Origin of the sequence: Streptomyces sp. NPDC058274 (assembly GCF_042881375.1) — a bacterium.
Lineage (GTDB): Bacteria > Actinomycetota > Actinomycetes > Streptomycetales > Streptomycetaceae > Streptomyces.
The window spans coordinates 35,895-53,628 of record NZ_JBHVXW010000021.1 but is presented as its reverse complement, the minus strand read 5'-3'; the positions used below and the strand labels follow the sequence as shown (position 1 = coordinate 53,628).

The following is a 17,734-nucleotide window of genomic DNA, read 5'->3' as shown; positions in this document are numbered from 1 at the left end:
ATCAGATCCCCACCGTGAAGCCGTCGGACCAGGTCTGCATGGACTGCACGATGCTGTCCCACGCACCGGTGAGCAGGAGCAGGCCGGTCACGATCATCATGCCGCCGCCGATCCTCATCACCCACGCGTAGTGGGCCTTGACCCAGCCGAAGGCGCCGAGCGCCTTGCGGAAGGCGACCGCGGCGAGGACGAAGGGGATGCCGAGGCCGGCGCAGTACGCGACGGTCAGTATGGCCCCTCGGCCCGCGCTCGCCTCGTTGAAGGCGAGCGCGTTCACGGACGCCAGGGTCGGGCCGATGCAGGGCGCCCAGCCGATACCGAAGAGCGCGCCCAGCACGGGCGCGCCCACCAGGCCGGCCACCGGCCGCTTGTGGAAGCGGAACTCGCGCTGGGTGAGCCAGGGCATCAGGCCCAGGAAGAAGACGCCCATCAGGATCATGAGTACGCCGAGCACCTTGGACAGCGTGCTCTGGTGTTCCTGGAGGGTGGAGCCGAAGTACCCGAAGAGCGCACCGCCGGAGACGAACACGGCGGTGAAGCCGAGCACGAACAGCCCCGCACCCGCGACCATCCGCCCCCGTCGGGCCTCGGCCAGATCCGTGCCGGTGACTCCGGTGACGTACGAGAGGTAACCCGGCACGAGCGGCAGGACGCAGGGCGAGAAGAAGGAGACGAGCCCGCCGAGCAGGGCGATCGGCAGGGCGATCAGCAGTGCCCCGCTGAAGACCGTCTCGTTCCTGCCGGTCGACTCGGCGAGGGTCGTGGCGAGGTGCGCGGACGTGGCGAGGTGCGCGGACGTCGCGATGTCCGTGGACGCGGCGAGAAGGGACACCTCAGGTCACTTCTCCGCGAGGATCGGGTCGAGCATCTCGCGCAGCTTCTCCTCGCTGAGGGCCTGCATCGAGCGGGCCGCGACCTTCCCGTCCCGGTCGATGATCAGCGTCGACGGAATCAGCTGCGGGTTGAGCGTGCCCTTCTTGAAGCGGAGCATCAGCCGGCCCGTGGGGTCGTACAGGCTCGGGTAGGTGATGCCCTGCTCCTTCTCGAACGCCTTGGCCGGAGAGGTGCTGGAGTCGCGGGTGTTGATGCCGACGAACTGCACGCCCTGCGCCTCGGTGTCCTTGGCGACCTTGACGAAGTTCGGCGCCTCGGCACGGCACGGCGGGCACCAGGAGCCCCAGACGTTGAGGACGACGACCTTGCCCTTGTAATCGGCGACGTCGAGCTGCTTGCCGTCGACCGTCTTGCCCGAGAGGTCGGGGGCGGCGGCCCGCGAGCCCTTCGCGACGGTCGCGATGCCGTCCTTGCCGGAGACGAAGTTGGTGTTCCCCGAGCCCCCGGAGGTGCCCCCGGAACTGCACGCGGCCAGGACGAGTGCCGCGACGGCGGCCCCGGCGGTGACCAGGGCGGCGCGGCTACGGGTGCGGTCGGTGCGGTTCGTGCGGTTGAGGCGCTGGGGGGCGCGGCAGGCGGCACTCATGTGAAAAGTTTCGCATGCCCGTTCTGGGGATCTTGCGCACCCCCCTTGCGGGCGGAAACCCGCATTTCAGGCGGCCGTCCAGGACCGGCCGGAGGAGTGCGCGGCAGAGCGGGTGGAGGACCCGGTGGAGGTCCCGGTGGAGGACCCGGTGGACGTGCTGGTGGAGGACCCGGTGGACGAGCCCTTGCCGGTCCCGGCGAGGAACTGCTTCCAGCCGCCGTCCGGCTGAACGCCCACGTCCAGCGACTGCAGCTTGGCCAGCACCTCCGGCTTCTGCACGTCGAGCCAGTCCACGAACTGCCGGAACGAGACCAGGCGTACGTCCCCGCCCTTCTCCCTCTCCCGCGCGATGCGCTTGAAGGCGGTCTCGACCGCGTCCATGTAGATGCCGCCGTTCCACTCCTCGAAGTGGTTGCCGATGAAGAGCGGTGCGCGGTTTGTCTCGTATGCCCGCTTGAATCCGGCGATGTACGCCCCGGCCGACTGCTTGCGCCAGCCCGGGTAGTTGTACGAGGGCGCCCTGGTGGAGTTGACCGACTGGTTGGCCAGCATGTTGTAGTCCATCGAGAGCACCTCGAAGCTGTGCCCCGGGAACGGGATCGCCTGCAGTGGCAGATCCCACACGCCCTGGTTCTTCTGCGGCCAGCGCTGACGCCCGCCGGGCGAGGAGGCGTCGTAGCGCCAGCCCAGCTCGCGGGCGGTGGGCAGCAGGTTGTTCTGGCCGAGCAGACACGGGGTGCGGCCGCCGATGAGTTCGCGGTCGTAGTCGAAGGGCAGCGCGGGCAGATCGGTCCAGCCGCTGTTGGTCCGCCACTCCTTCACGAAGGACTTCGCCTGGTCGATCTCGCTGCGCCACTGCTGGGGCGTCCAGTTGGCGACGGTGCCGTAGCCGGAGCAGAAGTGACCGTTGAAGTGCGTACCGATCTCATGGCCGTCGAGCCAGGCGCGGCGCACGGACTTCAGCGTCAGCTTGATGTGGTCGTCGGTCAGGTAGCCGATGTCGGAGGCGCCCGGCGTGTTGTTCGGCGGCCGGTACATGCGCTTCTTCGACTCGGGCAGCAGATAGAGCCCGGACAGGAAGAAGGTCATGTGCGCGTCGTGGTCCTCGGCGAGCTGCAGGAAGCGCTCGAAGAGACCGGTGCCGACCTCTCCCGCGCCGTCCCAGGAGAAGACCACGAACTGCGGCGGGGTCTCGCCGGGCTCCAGCGGGACGGGCCGCTTCGGCTGGTTGGGCTGCTTGCCGGTGAAGGAGGTGGACCCGTCGCCGAGGGGGCGCGCCGGGGTCTTGGGGGCACCGGGCTTTCCGCTGCGGGAACCCCCGGGGGTGCTTCCCCCCTCTTGTTGGGCAGTACCGCAGGCGGCGAGTCCCAGCGCGGCCGCGGCGCCCGCTCCCGTCCCGATCATTCCGCGTCGGCTGAACTCCCGCATTCCGTCCCCATTCGTCGCGCCCTCTCAGCTGGCTCCCAGCCGGTACACAAGGAGAGGGCGCGACGAAGACGGGGGTTCCGTCTGACTCGCACATATTTATATGATTTTACGAAGAAACGCTCGGATGACACGTCTGCGTACGCTTTGTGACGGTTCGTACGCACCCTTCGGCGACGGACGCACGCACCCTTCGGCGACGGACGCACGCACCCCTCCACGACGGACGCACGCCGAGCTGTCAGGCCCCGAAGGCCTTGTCCTTCCCCTTCACCGGCTTGGCGCCCGCGAGGAGATGAGCCGGCACCAGATCCCGGGCGGGCTCGCTGTAGCCGACGGAGACGATCTTGTCGCCGCGGTAGGTGAAGGTCGTCAGGGACGCCAGGGTGCACTGCCGCTTGCGCGGGTCGTGCCACAGCCGGCGGCGCTCCACGAAGGACCGCAGGATCCAGATCGGCAACTGGTGGGACACGCACACCGCTTCGTGCCCACGCGCCGCGTCCTTGGCCGCGTCCAGTGCCCCCATCATCCGTACGACCTGCTCCAGGTACGGCTCGCCCCAGGACGGCTTGAAGGGGTTGACGAGGTGCTTCCAGTTCTCCGGCCGGCGCAGCGCGCCGTCACCGACCCCGAAGGTCTTGCCCTGGAAGACGTTCTCCGCCTCGATCAGCCGCCCGTCGGTCGCGAGGTCGAGACCGTGCGCCTTGGCGATGGGCGTCGCCGTCTCCTGCGCCCGCTCCAGCGGGGAGGAGACGACATGTGTGATGTCCCGCGAGGAGAGGTGCTCGGCGACCCGGTCGGCCATCTGCCGCCCGAGGTCCGACAGGTGATATCCGGCCAACCGTCCGTAGAGGACGCCGTCCGGATTGGCCACCTCGCCGTGCCGCATCACATGGACGACGGTGATGTCGTCCGCCCGCTCGGTTCCCTGCTCGGTCATGCCGTGGCCTCCGCCGCTGCCCGTGCCGCCGCCGGAAGGGCGTCGGCGATCCGCTGGACTGCCCGCTCGTCATGCGCCGTGGACACGAACCACGACTCGAACGACGAAGGCGGCAGATAGACGCCCTGCGCGAGCAACGAGTGGAAGAACGCGGTGAACCGGAAGGACTCCTGCTTCTTCGCGTCCTCGTAGTCCCGCACCTCCCGCTCGGTGAAGAAGACGGAGAACATGTTGGACGCGTTCTGCAGCCGGTGCGCCACGCCCTCCTTGCTGAGTGCCTCGGTCACCAGCGTGCGGATCTGCAACGACACGGCGTCGACCTTGTCGTACGCGGCGTCGTCGAGCAGCCGCAGCTGCGCGAGGCCGGCGGCGGTCGCGACCGGGTTCCCGGACAGCGTGCCCGCCTGGTAGACCGGCCCGGCCGGCGCGAGGTGACCCATGACGTCGGCCCGGCCGCCGAAGGCCGCGGCCGGGAAGCCGCCGCCCATCACCTTGCCGAAGGTCATCAGGTCGGGACGGACCCCGTCGACACCGAACCAGCCGGCCTTGCTGGTCCGGAATCCGGTCATCACCTCGTCGGAGACGAACAGCGCGCCGTTCTTCGCGCACGCGTCCTTCAGCCCCTGGTTGAAGCCGGGCCGCGGCGGCACGACGCCCATGTTCCCGGGCGAGGCCTCCGTGATCACACAGGCGATCTCACCGGGGTGCGCATGGAAGGCGGCGTGCACGGATTCGAGATCGTTGTACGGCAGGACGATCGTGTCGCCGGCCTGCGCGCCGGTGACCCCGGGGGTGTCCGGCAGCGCGAAGGTCGCCACGCCACTGCCCGCGGCGGCCAGCAGGGAGTCGACGTGCCCGTGATAACAGCCGGCGAACTTGATCACCTTGGCGCGACGGGTGAATCCCCGCGCCAGCCGGATGGCCGACATGGTCGCCTCCGTCCCGCTGGAGACGAGACGTACCTGCTCGACGGGCCCGACGCGCGCGACGATCTCCTCGGCTAGCGCGACCTCTCCCTCCCCCGGCGTCCCGAAGGAGGTGCCGCGCCCGACGGCCTCCTGCACCGCGGCGATGACCTCCGGCCGGGAGTGCCCGAGAATCATCGGCCCCCATGAACACACGAGGTCGACGTACTCCCTCCCGTCGGCGTCGGTCAGATAGGGGCCGTTGCCGGACACCATGAATCGGGGCGTACCGCCCACGGCGCGGAAGGCGCGCACGGGAGAGTTCACGCCGCCGGGCGTGACGGCAGCCGCACGGTCGAAAAGAGTCTGCGAAACTGGGGCTTCGTACGGATAGCTCACACGAGCCATGGTGTCAGAGGCTGCGAAGATCCTGCCGACAGGTGTTTCAGCGCACGTTTCGGCGTGCGGCCGTGGGGGAGGTCACTGTCACGATGATCGGGTTGCGCGGCGGGGCCTGCGCGTCCTAGAAAAGCAGTCGGGTGGAGATATGCATCGCGGTGGCGGACTGGGCGAGGGGACCGATGACCTCGGCCCTCGGCGTGCCCGGCGGGGGAAGCACCGACGCGAGGCGGAGGAAGCTGCCGAGACACGGCAGGTACAGGGTTCACAGAGTGAGCCTGAGCGAATCGACCAGTCGGCCCGTATGGACGGTATGGACTACATGGACCGCAGGGCAGACCGGCTCGGGGCAGGGAGCGGGAATGGTGGCCGGGTGGGGGTGACCTACAAATACTTCGGCGCGCCCGACGGAGCGACGGCGGCCCGCGTCCCGATCTCGATGCGCCCCGAGGAACTCGGCGGCGACGAGCTCGGGATGAACGGCATGTTCACCAAGATCAAGCCGGAGACGATGGCCGCGATGGTCCTCACCGGCATCGAGGGCGTCCCCCTCCACAAGGTGCCCCCGCTGGAGCTGGTCGTCCTCCACCCCGACTACGCCGTCGTCAAGCTCCCCATGACCGTCGTCGACCCCCTCCGCGGCATCGGCGAGGAGGCGGTGGGCGCCGCCGCCTTCATCTGGTCCACGGTCCCCGACCGCGGCGGCCCACGCGACGCGTTCAACGTCTACCAGCTGCTGCACGAGTGGCAGGACTTCAGCCACCGGCTGCATGAGGCGGGGCATCAGCCGTACTGTCTGGTGTGGCCCTGACCTGGGGTTTCATTGGTAGCGGGCGGGGTCTTCGGACCTCGCCCTTTTCATGTGCGGGGGCGGACGGCCAGGGCACATGGATTTGAGCGACGGCAGCGATGTGCCCTGCCCGACGAGCGGACCCCCGTCATTTGCACGCTTCCGCACGGCTTTCTGACCGGGCCGTCCGCTGCCGTTCAGCCCTGGTGAAGGCACCGGACCATTCGGTCGATGATCTCCGCGGCCCGCGCCGGGTGCTCCTCGAACCAGTTGCCGAGGTGCTCCCGGACGGCCTCCGCGACACAGACCCGCACCTCGGGGCCGAAGCCGCCTGTGACCCCGCACCGGGCGTCCCTGAAGCCCTCAATTCCGGCACGTGGGCCGCGGCGTACGCGGCCATGAGTCAGCGGCGGAGCACTCCCGAAAACAATATCTGTGCTCGCCGGAGCAGAAATGGGCGCAACGCCCAATGAGGGTTTCGCGCGTATCGGGGCGAGCGTAATTGCTTATCGTGCACCGGCGAGCGCACCGTGCTACTGTCGGCAAAGTTGCAGTTGTGATTCCCAGAACTTCAAGCGCCCCGGCGGCTTCCATACCGCTGGGCGTGCTTTTGTGTCGCCGGTCTTTTCCGGAGAGGGCAATCGCGACCAATCGGAATCCGCACAGTGCGGGTTCCGGGACTGCCCAGAAGGAGAATTGACATGGCTAGTGGCACCGTTAAGTGGTTCAACGCAGAAAAGGGCTTCGGCTTCATCGAGCAGGAGGGTGGCGGCCCGGACGTGTTCGCCCACTACTCGAACATCGCCGCCCAGGGCTTCCGCGAGCTGCTCGAAGGCCAGAAGGTGAACTTCGACATCGCGCAGGGCCAGAAGGGCCCGACCGCGGAGAACATCGTTCCCGCCTGACGCCCAACGCTTTCATCGCAGCTGGGGCCCGCACCTTGGGGTGCGGGCCCCAGCGCGTTTCCATGACGCGGTCCGCGAGTATTTTCCGCTGCCAGATCCGCGTTTTCGCATTTCACTGGCGCGTCCTCGCGGTTCTCTGTGCTGCTCAGCTGCCGAGAATTCCTTGTTGCGTGCCGCACCAAGGAGGTTCCGCATGAACCGCACACGTACGAACTACCGCACACGCACGAACAGCAGCCGCCCGAGCAATCGGTCCGCGCGTTCGCGCACCGCGCCGGGTGGCGAATTCGCATTGCCGGTGACCGTCACCCCCGCGCTCCCCGCGGCCGACACATTCGCCGACCTCGACATGCCGGCGCCCCTGCTGGCCGCGCTCGGCTCCGAGGGTGTGACGACTCCGTTCCCCATCCAGGCGGCGACGCTGCCGAACGCCCTCGCGGGACGTGACGTACTCGGCCGGGGCCGCACGGGATCGGGCAAGACGCTCGCCTTCGGCCTCGCCCTGATGGCCCGTACGGCAGGCCGGCGCGCCGAACCCCGGCAGCCGCTGGCCCTGGTGCTCGTCCCCACCCGCGAGCTGGCCCAGCAGGTGACCGACGCCCTCACGCCGTACGCCCGTTCCGTGAAGCTGCGGATGGCCACCGTCGTCGGCGGCATGTCGATCGGCAGGCAGGCCCATGTGCTGCGGTCGGGGGCGGAGATCGTCGTCGCCACCCCGGGACGGCTCAAGGACATCATCGACCGCGGCCACTGCCGCCTGGACCAGGTCGCCATCACGGTCCTCGACGAGGCCGACCAGATGGCCGACATGGGCTTCATGCCCCAGGTCACCGCGCTTCTCGACCAGGTGCGGCCCGAGGGGCAGCGCATGCTGTTCTCGGCGACCCTGGACCGCAACGTCGATCTGCTGGTCCGCCAGTACCTGAGCGACCCGGTGGTCCACTCCGTCGACCCGTCGGCGGGCGCGGTCACCACGATGGAGCACTACGTCCTCCACGTGCACGGCGCCGACAAGCAGCGCGCCACCACCGAGATCGCGGCCCGCGAAGGCCGCGTGCTCATGTTCCTGGACACCAAGCACGCGGTGGACCGGCTGACCGGGCACCTGCTCAACAGCGGTGTCCGCGCCGCGGCCCTGCACGGCGGCAAGTCCCAGCCCCAGCGCACCCGCACCCTGGCCCAGTTCAAGTCCGGCCATGTGACGGTGCTGGTGGCGACCAACGTCGCGGCGCGCGGCATCCACGTCGACGACCTCGACCTGGTCGTGAACGTGGACCCGCCGAGCGACCCCAAGGACTATCTGCACCGTGGCGGCCGTACCGCCCGGGCCGGCGAGTCCGGCAGCGTCGTCACTCTGGTGACGCCCAACCAGCGCCGTGAGATGAGCCGGCTGATGGTCGCCGCGGGCGTCGTCGCGCACACGGCTCAAGTGCGTTCCGGCGAGGCGGAGTTGAACCGCATCACGGGCGCGCAGACCCCCTCCGGCGTCCCGGTCGTCATCACCGCGCCGGTCTCGGAACGCCCCCGACGCAGTGGCGGGCCCGCCACCTCGTCCCGCGGCCGTCGCAGCCGGTCCGGCCAGGACCGGCGCACCGGCCAGGACCGCCGCACCGGCCAGGTGGCGCACCGCCCGGCCCAGCGCCCGTCCGCCTTCGACGCGGCGGCCTGAGGACGCCCGGTGACCGGCTCACGTACAGCGTGACCGGGACCGGCTCGCGTACAGCGGGCACCAAGCGTTCGGACGCCGGTGACTGGCACGCGTACAGCGTGACCCGGCACTGGCACACGTACAGCGTGAACTGAACCGTTCGGATCGATGAGGGCCCCTGCCGGTGTGCGCCGGCAGGGGCCCTCATCGTGTGCCCGGGTGTCTCACTGGTCGGAGTAGCTGAAGTCGCCCATGGTCCAGGCGGTGACGTCGTCGATCGCCACGCGGTACATCCCGCCGGTTTCGGGAATCCCCATGGTGCCCTGCAGGATCCGGGCGACGTGGAAGTGCAGATGGGTGGGCGCCCCGCCGCCGGCGGTGCGGTCCGGTTCCCTCTCGGCGGTGAAGATGCCGGAGAACGGACCCAGCCGGTCGGAGTCCAGCAGGACCTCCGCCACCCGCTGTCTCCACACGGTTTCGGGGGCCAGGCGGCCGGTGATGACGGCGCCGCCCGAGACGACGGTCAAGGACATCTGAGTGCTTTGCTCGGACTCCACCGTGGCGGCAATGCCAACGAGCAGTTCGTCAGGGTTCGACATGAGTGCGGATTCTATGCAGCAGGCCCGGCGGCCCGCCCCTCCGGAGGTCATGATCACGCGGGCCGCACATAATCATCGGCACCAACCCTGCAAAACCTGTGCTCGCCAGAGTAGACATTTGGCTTCTGGGTGGCTAGCGTTTCTCTCGTAAACGCAGTCCGACGAGACCTGGCGGAGACGAACCGCCGGGTAGCAGCAGTGACTTGTACAGGTACGACAGCGGAGAGAACGGAGGGACCTGACGCCATCAGGATCGCCCGGGCACGTGCAGGAACCGGCCCGGGTACCGCAAGACCCCGGATTGGAAGGTGGTCCCCGGTCACGCATTCGCGATCCCCGCTCTCCCGCCCCTCGACCGGGCCGGACAGCGGACACAGAAGGTCGGCACTGCAGTAGAGCCGGCAGATGGTGTTGAATTTCCTTCGGGGCCCTGGTGCCGTACGGCACCAGGGCCCCTCGACGGCGTTGCACTACGAGGTGAGATGACAGCAGACAACCCGCTGGGCGATCGTCTGGACGACGACGACTACCCCGCGTACACCATGGGCCGGGCCGCCGAGATGCTCGGCACGACCCCTGGGTTCCTCCGTGCCATCGGAGAGGCCCGCCTGATCACCCCCCTCCGCTCGGAGGGCGGCCACCGCCGGTATTCGCGCTATCAGCTGCGGATCGCCGCCCGTGCCCGCGAGCTCGTCGACCAGGGCACGCCCGTCGAGGCCGCCTGCCGCATCGTCATCCTCGAGGACCAGCTCGAGGAGGCTCAGCGCATCAACGCCGAGTACCGCCGCGCCGCCGCGGATTCATCGAACGGCTCCCGCTGACGCCGGAGCCCTTCGGCACCCGTGCCACGCCCGGGCGCCCCGCTCGCCGAGAGCAGACGAGAAGAGACGAGAACGGGCCGGCGGACGGCGCGGCGGTTGCTTCAGCCACGGTTGTCGGTCTCCGGGCCGCCCGTGTCCACGGTGAAGCCGATCACCGACCCGCCGCCCTCGCGCCGGAGGGCGAAGGGCTCCCCGCCGTGGGAGGTGGCGACCTCGCGCACGATGGAGAGGCCGAGCCCCGAGCCGGGGCGGCTGCGGGCGTCGGCGGTCCGGTAGAAGCGGTCGAAGATACGCACCAGGTCGCCGTCCGCGATCCCGGGCCCCCGGTCGAGCACCTCGACCCGCACCGGCCCACGCCCGAGGTCGGGGCCACCGTCACCCTCGGGATCACGACCCGCCCCAGCCGTACGCCGGGAGCCCTCGGCGCCGCGACGGGCCTCGGCACCACGACCGGCACCACCCCCACGCCCGGCACCCTCGGCCCCACGACCGGCACCACCCCCACGCCCGGCACCCTCGGCCCCACGACCGGCACCGGCGATACGCCGGGAGAGGGCGGGCCCGCGCCCGGCGGCGCCCCCGCCGGCCCCCAGACCGCCCGGCCCGTCGTCCGCCTCACCGTCCGCGCCGAACGGGCGGCCCAGCACCGCGATCTCGATGGGCGCCTTGCCCGTCAGGTCGAACTTCGCCGCGTTCTCGACCAGATTCGACAGGGCCCGCTGCAGGGCCGAGGGGCGGCCGTCGACCCGGGCGTCGCCCCGTACCCGGACGGTGACGTCCCGGCCGGTGCGGCGGCGGGCCAGCGTCGCCACGTCCGCCGCGAGGTCGGCGAGGTCCAGGGGCTGCACCGGCTCCGTGTCGGACTGGCCGGCCGCGAGGTCCACCAGCTCATTGACCAGGTCGGTCAGCTCGCGTGACTCCAGCGCCAGGTCGGCGACGAGTTCCTCGCGGGCGGCCGGCGGCAGTTCGTCGATCCGGCGCAGCATGGAGATGTTGGTACGCAGCGAGGTCAGCGGCGTACGCAGTTCGTGGCCGGCGTCCTGGACCAGCCGGCGCTGGTCCTCCTCGGACTGGGCGAGCCGGCCGAGCATGCGGTCGAAGGAACGCCCGAGGCGGGCCACCTCGTCGTATCCGGTGACCGGCACCTGGATGCCGAGCCGTCCGGTGCGGGCCACGTCCTCGGCGGCCCCGGCGAGCCGCACCAGGCGGCGGGTGATCCGCCGGGCCAGCCACCAGCCGAACAGTCCCGCCGCGACCACGACCGCCGCGACCAGCAGGACCGTGCGCTGCTGGAGCTGGCGCAGCAGATCCTCGGTGTCGCTGAACTCCTGCGCGACCTGGACGGCTCCCCGTCCGTCGCCGAGCGAGACGGTGGCCGCGCGGTAGCGGTCGCCGGCGACCTCGACCTCCTTGCGCTCCAGCAGCTCGCCCGCCTTGGCGGAGCCGGCGATCCGCCGGTCGTCGGCGGTGGCGGGCAGCCGGGGGTTGCCGCGATCGACGACGGTGCCGCCGGGGCCGAGTACCTGTACGGCCGTACGGCTGGTGCGGATGATCTCGTCGCGCGGGCCGTCGTGATCGGGGTCGGAGGACGCGAAATCCGCGGCTGTCAGCTTTTCGTGCCGCACCTGTTCGCGCAGATCGTGGACGACCTGCTCGAAGACGGTCTGCTGGTCGACGCGGACGAGACGGGCGGCGGCGCCGTAGCTCAGGAAGCCGACGAGGACGGTGACGGCGGCGGCCACCGCCGCGAACGACACGGTGAAGGTGGCCCGCAGGGACGACATCGGCCGCAGCCGGGCCCGGAGCCACGGGCGGCGGACCAGCCGCTGGAACAGCCGCGGCCGGGGGCGGGCGCCGGGCGGCACTCAGTCCTCCCTCAGGACATATCCCACGCCCCGGACGGTGTGGATCAGCGCCGGCGCGTCCGGCTCGTCGAGCTTGCGCCGCAGATATCCCACGTACACGGCGAGGTTCTTGGAACCGGGGCCGAAGTCGTAGCCCCAGATACGGTCGTAGATCGTGGGGTGGTCGAGGACGATGCCCGCGTTGCGGACGAGCAGTTCCAGGAGCTCGAACTCGGTGCGGGTGAGTTCCAGCTCGCGCTTTCCGCGCCAGGCGCGCCGCGCCTGCACGTCCATGCGCAGTCCGGCGGCGGCCACCTGCCCCGGCGCGGCCGGCGGTACGTCGCCGCCGCCGGGGGTACCCGGGCCGGACAGGGAGGTCCCGGTCCCGGTACGGCGCAGCAGTGCGCGGAGCCGGGCGAAGACCTCCTCGACGTCGAACGGCTTGACCACGTAGTCGTCGGCGCCCGCGTCGAGGCCGGCGATGCGGTCGGCCGTCTCGACCAGCGCGGTGAGCATCAGGATCGGCGTCCGGTCGCCCTCCGCGCGCAGCACCCGGCAGACCTGGAGGCCGTCGATTCCCGGCATCATCACGTCCAGGACGAGCACGTCCGGCGGGTTGCGGTGGGCCTGGGCCAGAGCCTCCACCCCGTCGGCGACGGCCGTCACCTCGTAACCCTCCAGCGTCAGTGCGCGTTCCAGGGCATGACGGATGGCGCGATCGTCCTCGGCGAGCAGCACATTGTGGGGCACCCGACCAGTCTGCCAAGAGGGCGACCGGGAACCGCCCGCCGAGGACGGTCCGAACGGGCTTCTTACCCGGCTCTCACCCCGGCCCGGCAACGGACTTACCTCGCCGGGTCACTGTGAGCCGTATGTGAGGTCGCGTGGACGGCCGAATGCCGCCGGGAAAGGCAGTGCATGAACGGCATGACGGGTTGGGAGCGTACGAAGGGCATGGAGCCCATGAAGCGTGTGAGGAGCAGCACGGGCGCACGTGTGAGGAACAGCACGGATGCACCGGAGCGGGCCCGCGGCGAGCGCCGGAAGATCGTGTTCCTGCTGCACAACGCGTACGCCATCGGTGGCACCGTCCGGACGACGCTCAACCTCGCGGCGGCCCTGGCGGACCGGCACGAGGTGGAGATCGTCTCGATGTCCCGGCACCGCGACACCCCGCGTTTCGACATCGACCCGCGGATCACGCTCGTACCGCTGGTGGACACGCGCGAGGGCAGTGCGGACCTGGCGGACCCGGCGTTCGCGGAGCCGGCCGTGGACTTTCCCGCGGCGGACAAGCGGCACGGCCAGTACACCCGGCTCACCGACCTGCGGGTCCGCGCCCATCTGGCGCGGTCCACCGCGGACGTGGTGATCGGCACCCGCCCCGGCATCAACGTCTACGTCGCCCGTTTCGCACCGCGGCGCGCCCTGCTCATCGGCCAGGAGCATCTGCGCCACGACGCCCACGGCAAGCGGCTGCGCGCGGTGCTCGCCCAGGAGTACCGGGGGCTGGACGCGGTCGTGACGATGACGGCGGCCGACGCCGAGGTGTACCGGAACCGGATGGCGCTGCCCGGGGTGCGGGTGGAGTCGGTGCCGAACATCGTGCCGGAGGCCGGGGTGACACCGTCCGACGGCACCGCCAGGGTGATCGCGGCGGCGGGACGGCTCGTCGCCGGAAAACGCTTCGACCTGCTCATCGAGGCGTTCGCGGCGGTCGCGGCGAAGGAGCCGGAGTGGGAGCTGCGGATCTACGGCGGCGGGGCGGAGCGGGAGCACCTGCAAGGGATGATCGACGGTCTCGGGCTCGCCGGGCACGCACGGCTGATGGGAGCGCGCACGCCCATCGAGGCCGAGTTCGCCCAGGCGTCGCTGGTGGTCAGCGCCTCGGACGCGGAGTCGTTCGGGATGACGCTGGTGGAGGCGATGCGCTGCGGGGTGGCCGTGGTCAGCACGGACTGTCCGCTGGGGCCCGGCGAGATCATCACGGACGGGGTCGACGGCCGGCTCGTCCCCGTCGGTGACGCGCGGGCCCTCGCCGACGTGATGCTCGAACTGGTCTCCGACGAGTGGCAGCGCCGGTCGATGGGCCGGGCGGCGCTGCAGAGCGCCCACCGTTACGACGCGGCCGGGATCGTCGCCCGCTACGAGCTGCTCTTCGCCGAGCTGCGCGCCACCCGGCAGCAGCGGGCCTGGGCCCGCGAGCGGGCCCGCGTCCTGCGCTGGGCACGCCGACTGGCCGGTGCGGTACTGCGCCGGGTGCGCGCGTGGGTACGGCCCGCCTGGTCCGGCGCCCGGGCGGCCCGGGAGACCTGACCGAGGGCCACGCGCGCGTGGCCGTTGGCCCGGGAGACCTGACCGAGGGCCACGCGCGCGTGGCCGACCCCAGGCCGGCACCCGATGCCCGCACACGCACCCGCACCCGCCACCGCACGTCCGCACCCGCAACCCGCACCCGCGCCCGCGCCCGCCACAGCCACCGCACGTCCGCACACGCAAGCCACCGCACGTCCGAACACGCACCCGCACCCGCCGCACCACCACCGCACGTCCCCACCCGCACCCGCACCCGCACCCGCCGCACATCCGCGCAGGCACCAGTCCCAGGGGGCAACGATGACGATTCATGCGACGGACGGCACCACCGGGGTGGGCCGGCGCCCAGCCCCGGTCGCGCAGCGGCTCGCGCCCGCGGCTCCGGGCAGGTCGGACCACCGCCCGGCGCCGCTCCCCCGCGCCGGGCGGCCCGCGCCCCCCGGCCGGGTACCGCCGCAATGGCCGGACCGGCGTGCGCAGTTCGCCCTCGCGGCTGTCGCGATCGCCTATGCGCTCGTCCAACTGGTGCTCGTCGTGCCGCACTTGGCGCATGACCTCGGCTGGGACGAGACCGTCTACGTGTCGCAGGTGGATCCCCGGACCCCGGCCGCCTACTTCAGTGCGCCCCGGTCGCGCGGTACGAGCGTGCTGGTGGCGCCGGTGCTGGCGCTGACGGACTCGGTGCTCGCGCTGCGGGTGACGCTGGCACTGCTGTCAGCGGCTGCCCTCTACGCCGTGTACCGGATCTGGCGCCCCCTGACCGGCCGCACGACGACCGCTCTCGCCGCCCTGCTCTTCGCGGGCCTGTGGATCACGGAGCTGTCGGGGCCCGAGGCGATGCCCAACCTGTGGGTGGCGCTGGGCGCGGTGGCGGCGACGGGCTGGTTCCTCCGGGCGCCCGCGGAGCCGTACGCCGGCTGGTGGACGGCTGCCTGTCTCGCGGCGGTCGCGCTCGTACGGGCCCCGGACGCGGGGTGGCTCGCGCTCCCGCTGCTGGCGACGGCCCTGCTCGTACGGTCCCGGCGGCGCGTCCTGCCGTATCTGCTCGCGGGGCCGGCGGTGGGCGCGGCCGAGTGGGTCGCGGAGGCGTACGTCCGCTTCGGCGGTATCGGGCAGCGGCTGCAGGTCTCGGGTGCCACCGAGGGCGGGATGCGGCCGCACCTCAACTTCTACAACGCGTGGCGCAGCCTGAACGGTCCCGAACTGTGCCGGCCGTGCACGGTGCAGCCGCATCACCCCGAACTCACCCTGTGGTGGCTGGCGTTGCCGCTTCTCGCGGCCGTCGCGCTGGCCCTCGGGCTACGGGACCGGGAGCGCGGCTGCGCCCGTACGGCCGTACCGGCGGCCGCCGCGGTCTTCCTCTCGGTGCCGTATCTGCTGCTGCTCGGCTACTCCGCGCCGCGTTTCCTGCTGCCCGCTTACGCGCTGCTCGCGCTGCCCGTCGCGGGGGTGCTCGTCCGGGTGGCGCGGGCCGGGCGGCCGCTCGCCCTGGCCGTCGGTCTGGTGCTCGCGCTGCAACTCGCCAGCCAGTACGTGGTGTTGCGGCACGAGGTCGCGAACGTGGCCGCGACCGACCAGCGGTACCGGGCCGCCGCCGACGGGCTGCGGGCGCTCGGGCTGCGCGCGCCCTGTCTGGTCGCGGGCCCGCACGCGCTTCCGGTGGGATACGACGCGGGCTGCGCGTCCGCGGAGACCAGCGGCAACAACCGCTCCACGACGGCGGGTTCGATCGTGCAACGCGCCGAGCGGGAGCCCACCGCGGTCCTCACGGCCGGTGGCGGGCGGCCACCGCACTACGCCCGCGACTGGAGGCCGTACAAGCTTCCGGGCACGCACGGCTGGACGGCGTGGCGCGCCCCGCGCACCACGCCGTCCTGACGGCCCCGGCTCCGTTCACCGCCGCAGCGCGGCGAGCTGTTCCTCGAAGGGGACCACCGCCGCGGGCCCGGCTTCCCGGGTCCGGACCGGAACGGCCCCCATGAGGGCGGCGAGTTCACCGGCCGCCCGGTCGATCCGCTCGGCCAGCCCCTCCGCGCCCCAGTCCTCCGAGGCCGCGTACACCGCGGTCGGCACGACGACGGCCCGCAGATACGCGAAGAGCGGCCGCAGCGCGTGTTCCAGCACCAGCGAGTGCCGGGCCGTGCCGCCGGTCGCCGCGATCAGGACCGGCTTTCCGGCGAGCGCGTCCTTCTCACGGACGCTCAGCACGTCGAAGAAGGACTTGAACAGACCGCTGTAGGAGGCGGAGAAGACGGGCGTGACGACGATCAGTCCGTCCGCGGCCGTCACCGCGTCGAGCGCGGCACCGAGCGCCCGTCCGGGGAATCCGTTGGTGAGGTTGTGGGCGATCTCGACGGCCAGGTCGCGCAGTTCGACGACCTCGACCTCCGCCGGGGTCCGCCCGGCGGTCGCGGTGGCCAGCCGGTCGGCCAGCAGCCGGGTGGACGACGGGACGCTCAGCCCCGCCGAGACGACGACGAGCTTCATACGGCGGTCACCTCCTGGTCGGCGGCCACGCGGGCCGCGTGGGTGGGCGCGTCGGGCACGTCGGCCGGGCGGCCCTTGGCGAACTCCTCGCGCAGGACGGGGACGACCTCCTCGCCCAGCATGTCGAGCTGTTCGAGGACCGACTTCAGCGGCAGCCCGGCGTGGTCCACCAGGAACAGCTGACGCTGGTAGTCACCGGCGTACTCCCGGAAGGAGAGGGTCTTCTCAATCACCTGCTGCGGCGAGCCGACGGTCAGCGGTGTCTGGTCGGTGAAGTCCTCCAGGGAGGGCCCGTGCCCGTACACCGGCGCGTTGTCGAAGTAGGGCCGGAACTCCCGTACCGCTTCCTGCGAGTTGCGCCGCATGAACACCTGGCCGCCGAGCCCGACGATCGCCTGCTCGGCGGTGCCGTGCCCGTAGTGCGCGTACCGCTCGCGGTACAGCTCGACCATCTTCTTCGTGTGGTCGGCCGGCCAGAAGATGTTGTTGTGGAAGAAGCCGTCGCCGTAGTAAGCGGCCTGTTCGGCGATCTCCGGCGAGCGGATGGAGCCGTGCCAGACGAACGGCGGTACGCCGTCCAGCGGCCGCGGGGTCGAGGTGAACGACTGCAGCGGCGTACGGAATTTGCCCTCCCAGGTCACCACGTCCTCGCGCCAGAGCCGGTGCAGCAGCGCGTAGTTCTCGACGGCGAGGTTGATGCCCTGGCGGATGTCCTGCCCGAACCACGGGTAGACCGGACCGGTGTTGCCGCGGCCCATCATCACGTCGACCCGGCCCTCCGCCAGATGCTGGAGCATCGCGAAGTCCTCGGCGATCTTCACCGGGTCGTTGGTGGTGATGAGGGTGGTGGAGGTGGAGAGGATCAGCCTCTCGGTCCTGGCCGCGACATAGCCGAGCATCGTGGTCGGGGACGACGGCACGAACGGCGGGTTGTGGTGCTCGCCGGTCGCGAAGACGTCCAGGCCGACTTCCTCGGCCTTCTGCGCGATGGCGACCATGGCCTTGATGCGCTCGTGCTCGGTCGGCGTCCGGCCCGTGGTCGGGTCCGGTGTCACATCACCGACGCTGAAGATCCCGAACTGCATGGTCGCTCACCCTCCAGGTTGTTTACGATTCAACTATACCGGCAAACGGTGAGGCGGCCGCGAGTATTCCGCCGTCGCCGGCGGGCGGCG

The 17,734-nt window shown here is 71.1% G+C and carries 16 protein-coding genes; 6 read left to right on the top strand and 10 right to left on the bottom strand.

Features of this window, described 5'->3' with window-relative positions:
* Position 1: 1 nt before the first annotated feature.
* The 5 genes from ACFVYF_RS31335 to hemL form a co-directional block, all read right to left on the bottom strand.
* Positions 2–805, bottom strand: coding sequence for a cytochrome c biogenesis CcdA family protein (locus ACFVYF_RS31335; RefSeq protein ID WP_389460956.1), 804 nt, complete (start codon positions 803–805; stop codon positions 2–4).
* A gap of 33 nt (positions 806–838) precedes the next feature.
* Positions 839–1,480 carry a TlpA family protein disulfide reductase gene (locus ACFVYF_RS31330; protein WP_389460799.1) on the bottom strand — a complete coding sequence of 214 codons (642 nt, stop codon included), beginning with the start codon at positions 1,478–1,480 and terminating at the stop codon, positions 839–841.
* Between the two features lie 66 nt (positions 1,481–1,546).
* A complete protein-coding gene (locus tag ACFVYF_RS31325; protein ID WP_389460797.1) occupies positions 1,547–2,908 on the bottom strand; it encodes a hypothetical protein in 1,362 nt (453 codons plus the stop codon).
* A gap of 238 nt (positions 2,909–3,146) precedes the next feature.
* A complete protein-coding gene (locus tag ACFVYF_RS31320; RefSeq protein WP_389460796.1) occupies positions 3,147–3,845 on the bottom strand; it encodes a histidine phosphatase family protein in 699 nt (232 codons plus the stop codon).
* Positions 3,842–5,158: a glutamate-1-semialdehyde 2,1-aminomutase gene (gene hemL, locus ACFVYF_RS31315; RefSeq protein WP_389460794.1), complete on the bottom strand. Its 1,317-nt coding sequence runs from the start codon at positions 5,156–5,158 to the stop codon at positions 3,842–3,844. Before hemL ends, ACFVYF_RS31320 begins: the two co-directional genes overlap by 4 nt.
* 364 nt (positions 5,159–5,522) lie before the next feature.
* Here hemL and ACFVYF_RS31310 point away from each other — a divergent pair, with 364 nt between their 5' ends.
* From ACFVYF_RS31310 to ACFVYF_RS31300, 3 genes are all read left to right on the top strand, one after another.
* Positions 5,523–5,960, top strand: coding sequence for a hypothetical protein (locus ACFVYF_RS31310; protein ID WP_003974483.1), 438 nt, complete (start codon positions 5,523–5,525; stop codon positions 5,958–5,960).
* Positions 5,961–6,640: 680 nt separating this feature from the next.
* Positions 6,641–6,844, top strand: a complete 204-nt coding sequence (locus ACFVYF_RS31305; protein WP_389460792.1) for a cold-shock protein — start codon at positions 6,641–6,643, stop codon at positions 6,842–6,844.
* 193 nt (positions 6,845–7,037) lie between these two features.
* Complete coding sequence (locus ACFVYF_RS31300; protein ID WP_389460791.1) at positions 7,038–8,513, top strand: DEAD/DEAH box helicase; 1,476 nt, start codon at positions 7,038–7,040, stop codon at positions 8,511–8,513.
* A gap of 203 nt (positions 8,514–8,716) precedes the next feature.
* On the opposite strand, the gene ACFVYF_RS31295 is transcribed toward ACFVYF_RS31300, so the two are convergent.
* The gene (locus tag ACFVYF_RS31295) at positions 8,717–9,091 is read right to left on the bottom strand and encodes a hypothetical protein (protein WP_389460789.1); all 375 of its coding nucleotides are present in this window, start codon (positions 9,089–9,091) and stop codon (positions 8,717–8,719) included.
* A gap of 482 nt (positions 9,092–9,573) precedes the next feature.
* Here ACFVYF_RS31295 and ACFVYF_RS31290 point away from each other — a divergent pair, with 482 nt between their 5' ends.
* Positions 9,574–9,912, top strand: a complete 339-nt coding sequence (locus ACFVYF_RS31290; protein ID WP_389460787.1) for a MerR family transcriptional regulator — start codon at positions 9,574–9,576, stop codon at positions 9,910–9,912.
* A 101-nt stretch (positions 9,913–10,013) separates the two neighbouring features.
* Here the strand turns inward: ACFVYF_RS31290 and ACFVYF_RS31285 are convergent, their stop codons facing one another.
* Both ACFVYF_RS31285 and ACFVYF_RS31280 read right to left on the bottom strand, forming a co-directional pair.
* Positions 10,014–11,696 carry an ATP-binding protein gene (locus tag ACFVYF_RS31285; RefSeq protein ID WP_389460954.1) on the bottom strand — a complete coding sequence of 561 codons (1,683 nt, stop codon included), beginning with the start codon at positions 11,694–11,696 and terminating at the stop codon, positions 10,014–10,016.
* Positions 11,697–11,777: 81 nt separating this feature from the next.
* The gene (locus ACFVYF_RS31280) at positions 11,778–12,506 is read right to left on the bottom strand and encodes a response regulator transcription factor (protein WP_389460785.1); all 729 of its coding nucleotides are present in this window, start codon (positions 12,504–12,506) and stop codon (positions 11,778–11,780) included.
* 246 nt (positions 12,507–12,752) lie between these two features.
* On the opposite strand from ACFVYF_RS31280, the gene ACFVYF_RS31275 reads away from it, so the two are divergent.
* On the top strand, positions 12,753–14,072 hold the full coding sequence (locus ACFVYF_RS31275; RefSeq protein ID WP_389460783.1) for a glycosyltransferase family 4 protein: 1,320 nt from the start codon (positions 12,753–12,755) through the stop codon (positions 14,070–14,072).
* 300 nt (positions 14,073–14,372) lie between these two features.
* Positions 14,373–15,950, top strand: coding sequence for a hypothetical protein (locus ACFVYF_RS31270; RefSeq protein ID WP_389460781.1), 1,578 nt, complete (start codon positions 14,373–14,375; stop codon positions 15,948–15,950).
* A 15-nt stretch (positions 15,951–15,965) separates the two neighbouring features.
* On the opposite strand, the gene ACFVYF_RS31265 is transcribed toward ACFVYF_RS31270, so the two are convergent.
* Both ACFVYF_RS31265 and ACFVYF_RS31260 read right to left on the bottom strand, forming a co-directional pair.
* Positions 15,966–16,559 (bottom strand): FMN reductase, encoded by a 594-nt coding sequence (locus ACFVYF_RS31265; RefSeq protein WP_389460779.1) that lies wholly within the window; start codon positions 16,557–16,559, stop codon positions 15,966–15,968.
* Positions 16,556–17,644 (bottom strand): LLM class flavin-dependent oxidoreductase, encoded by a 1,089-nt coding sequence (locus ACFVYF_RS31260; protein WP_389460777.1) that lies wholly within the window; start codon positions 17,642–17,644, stop codon positions 16,556–16,558. The genes ACFVYF_RS31265 and ACFVYF_RS31260 overlap by 4 nt, the downstream gene beginning before the upstream one ends.
* Positions 17,645–17,734: the final 90 nt, after the last annotated feature.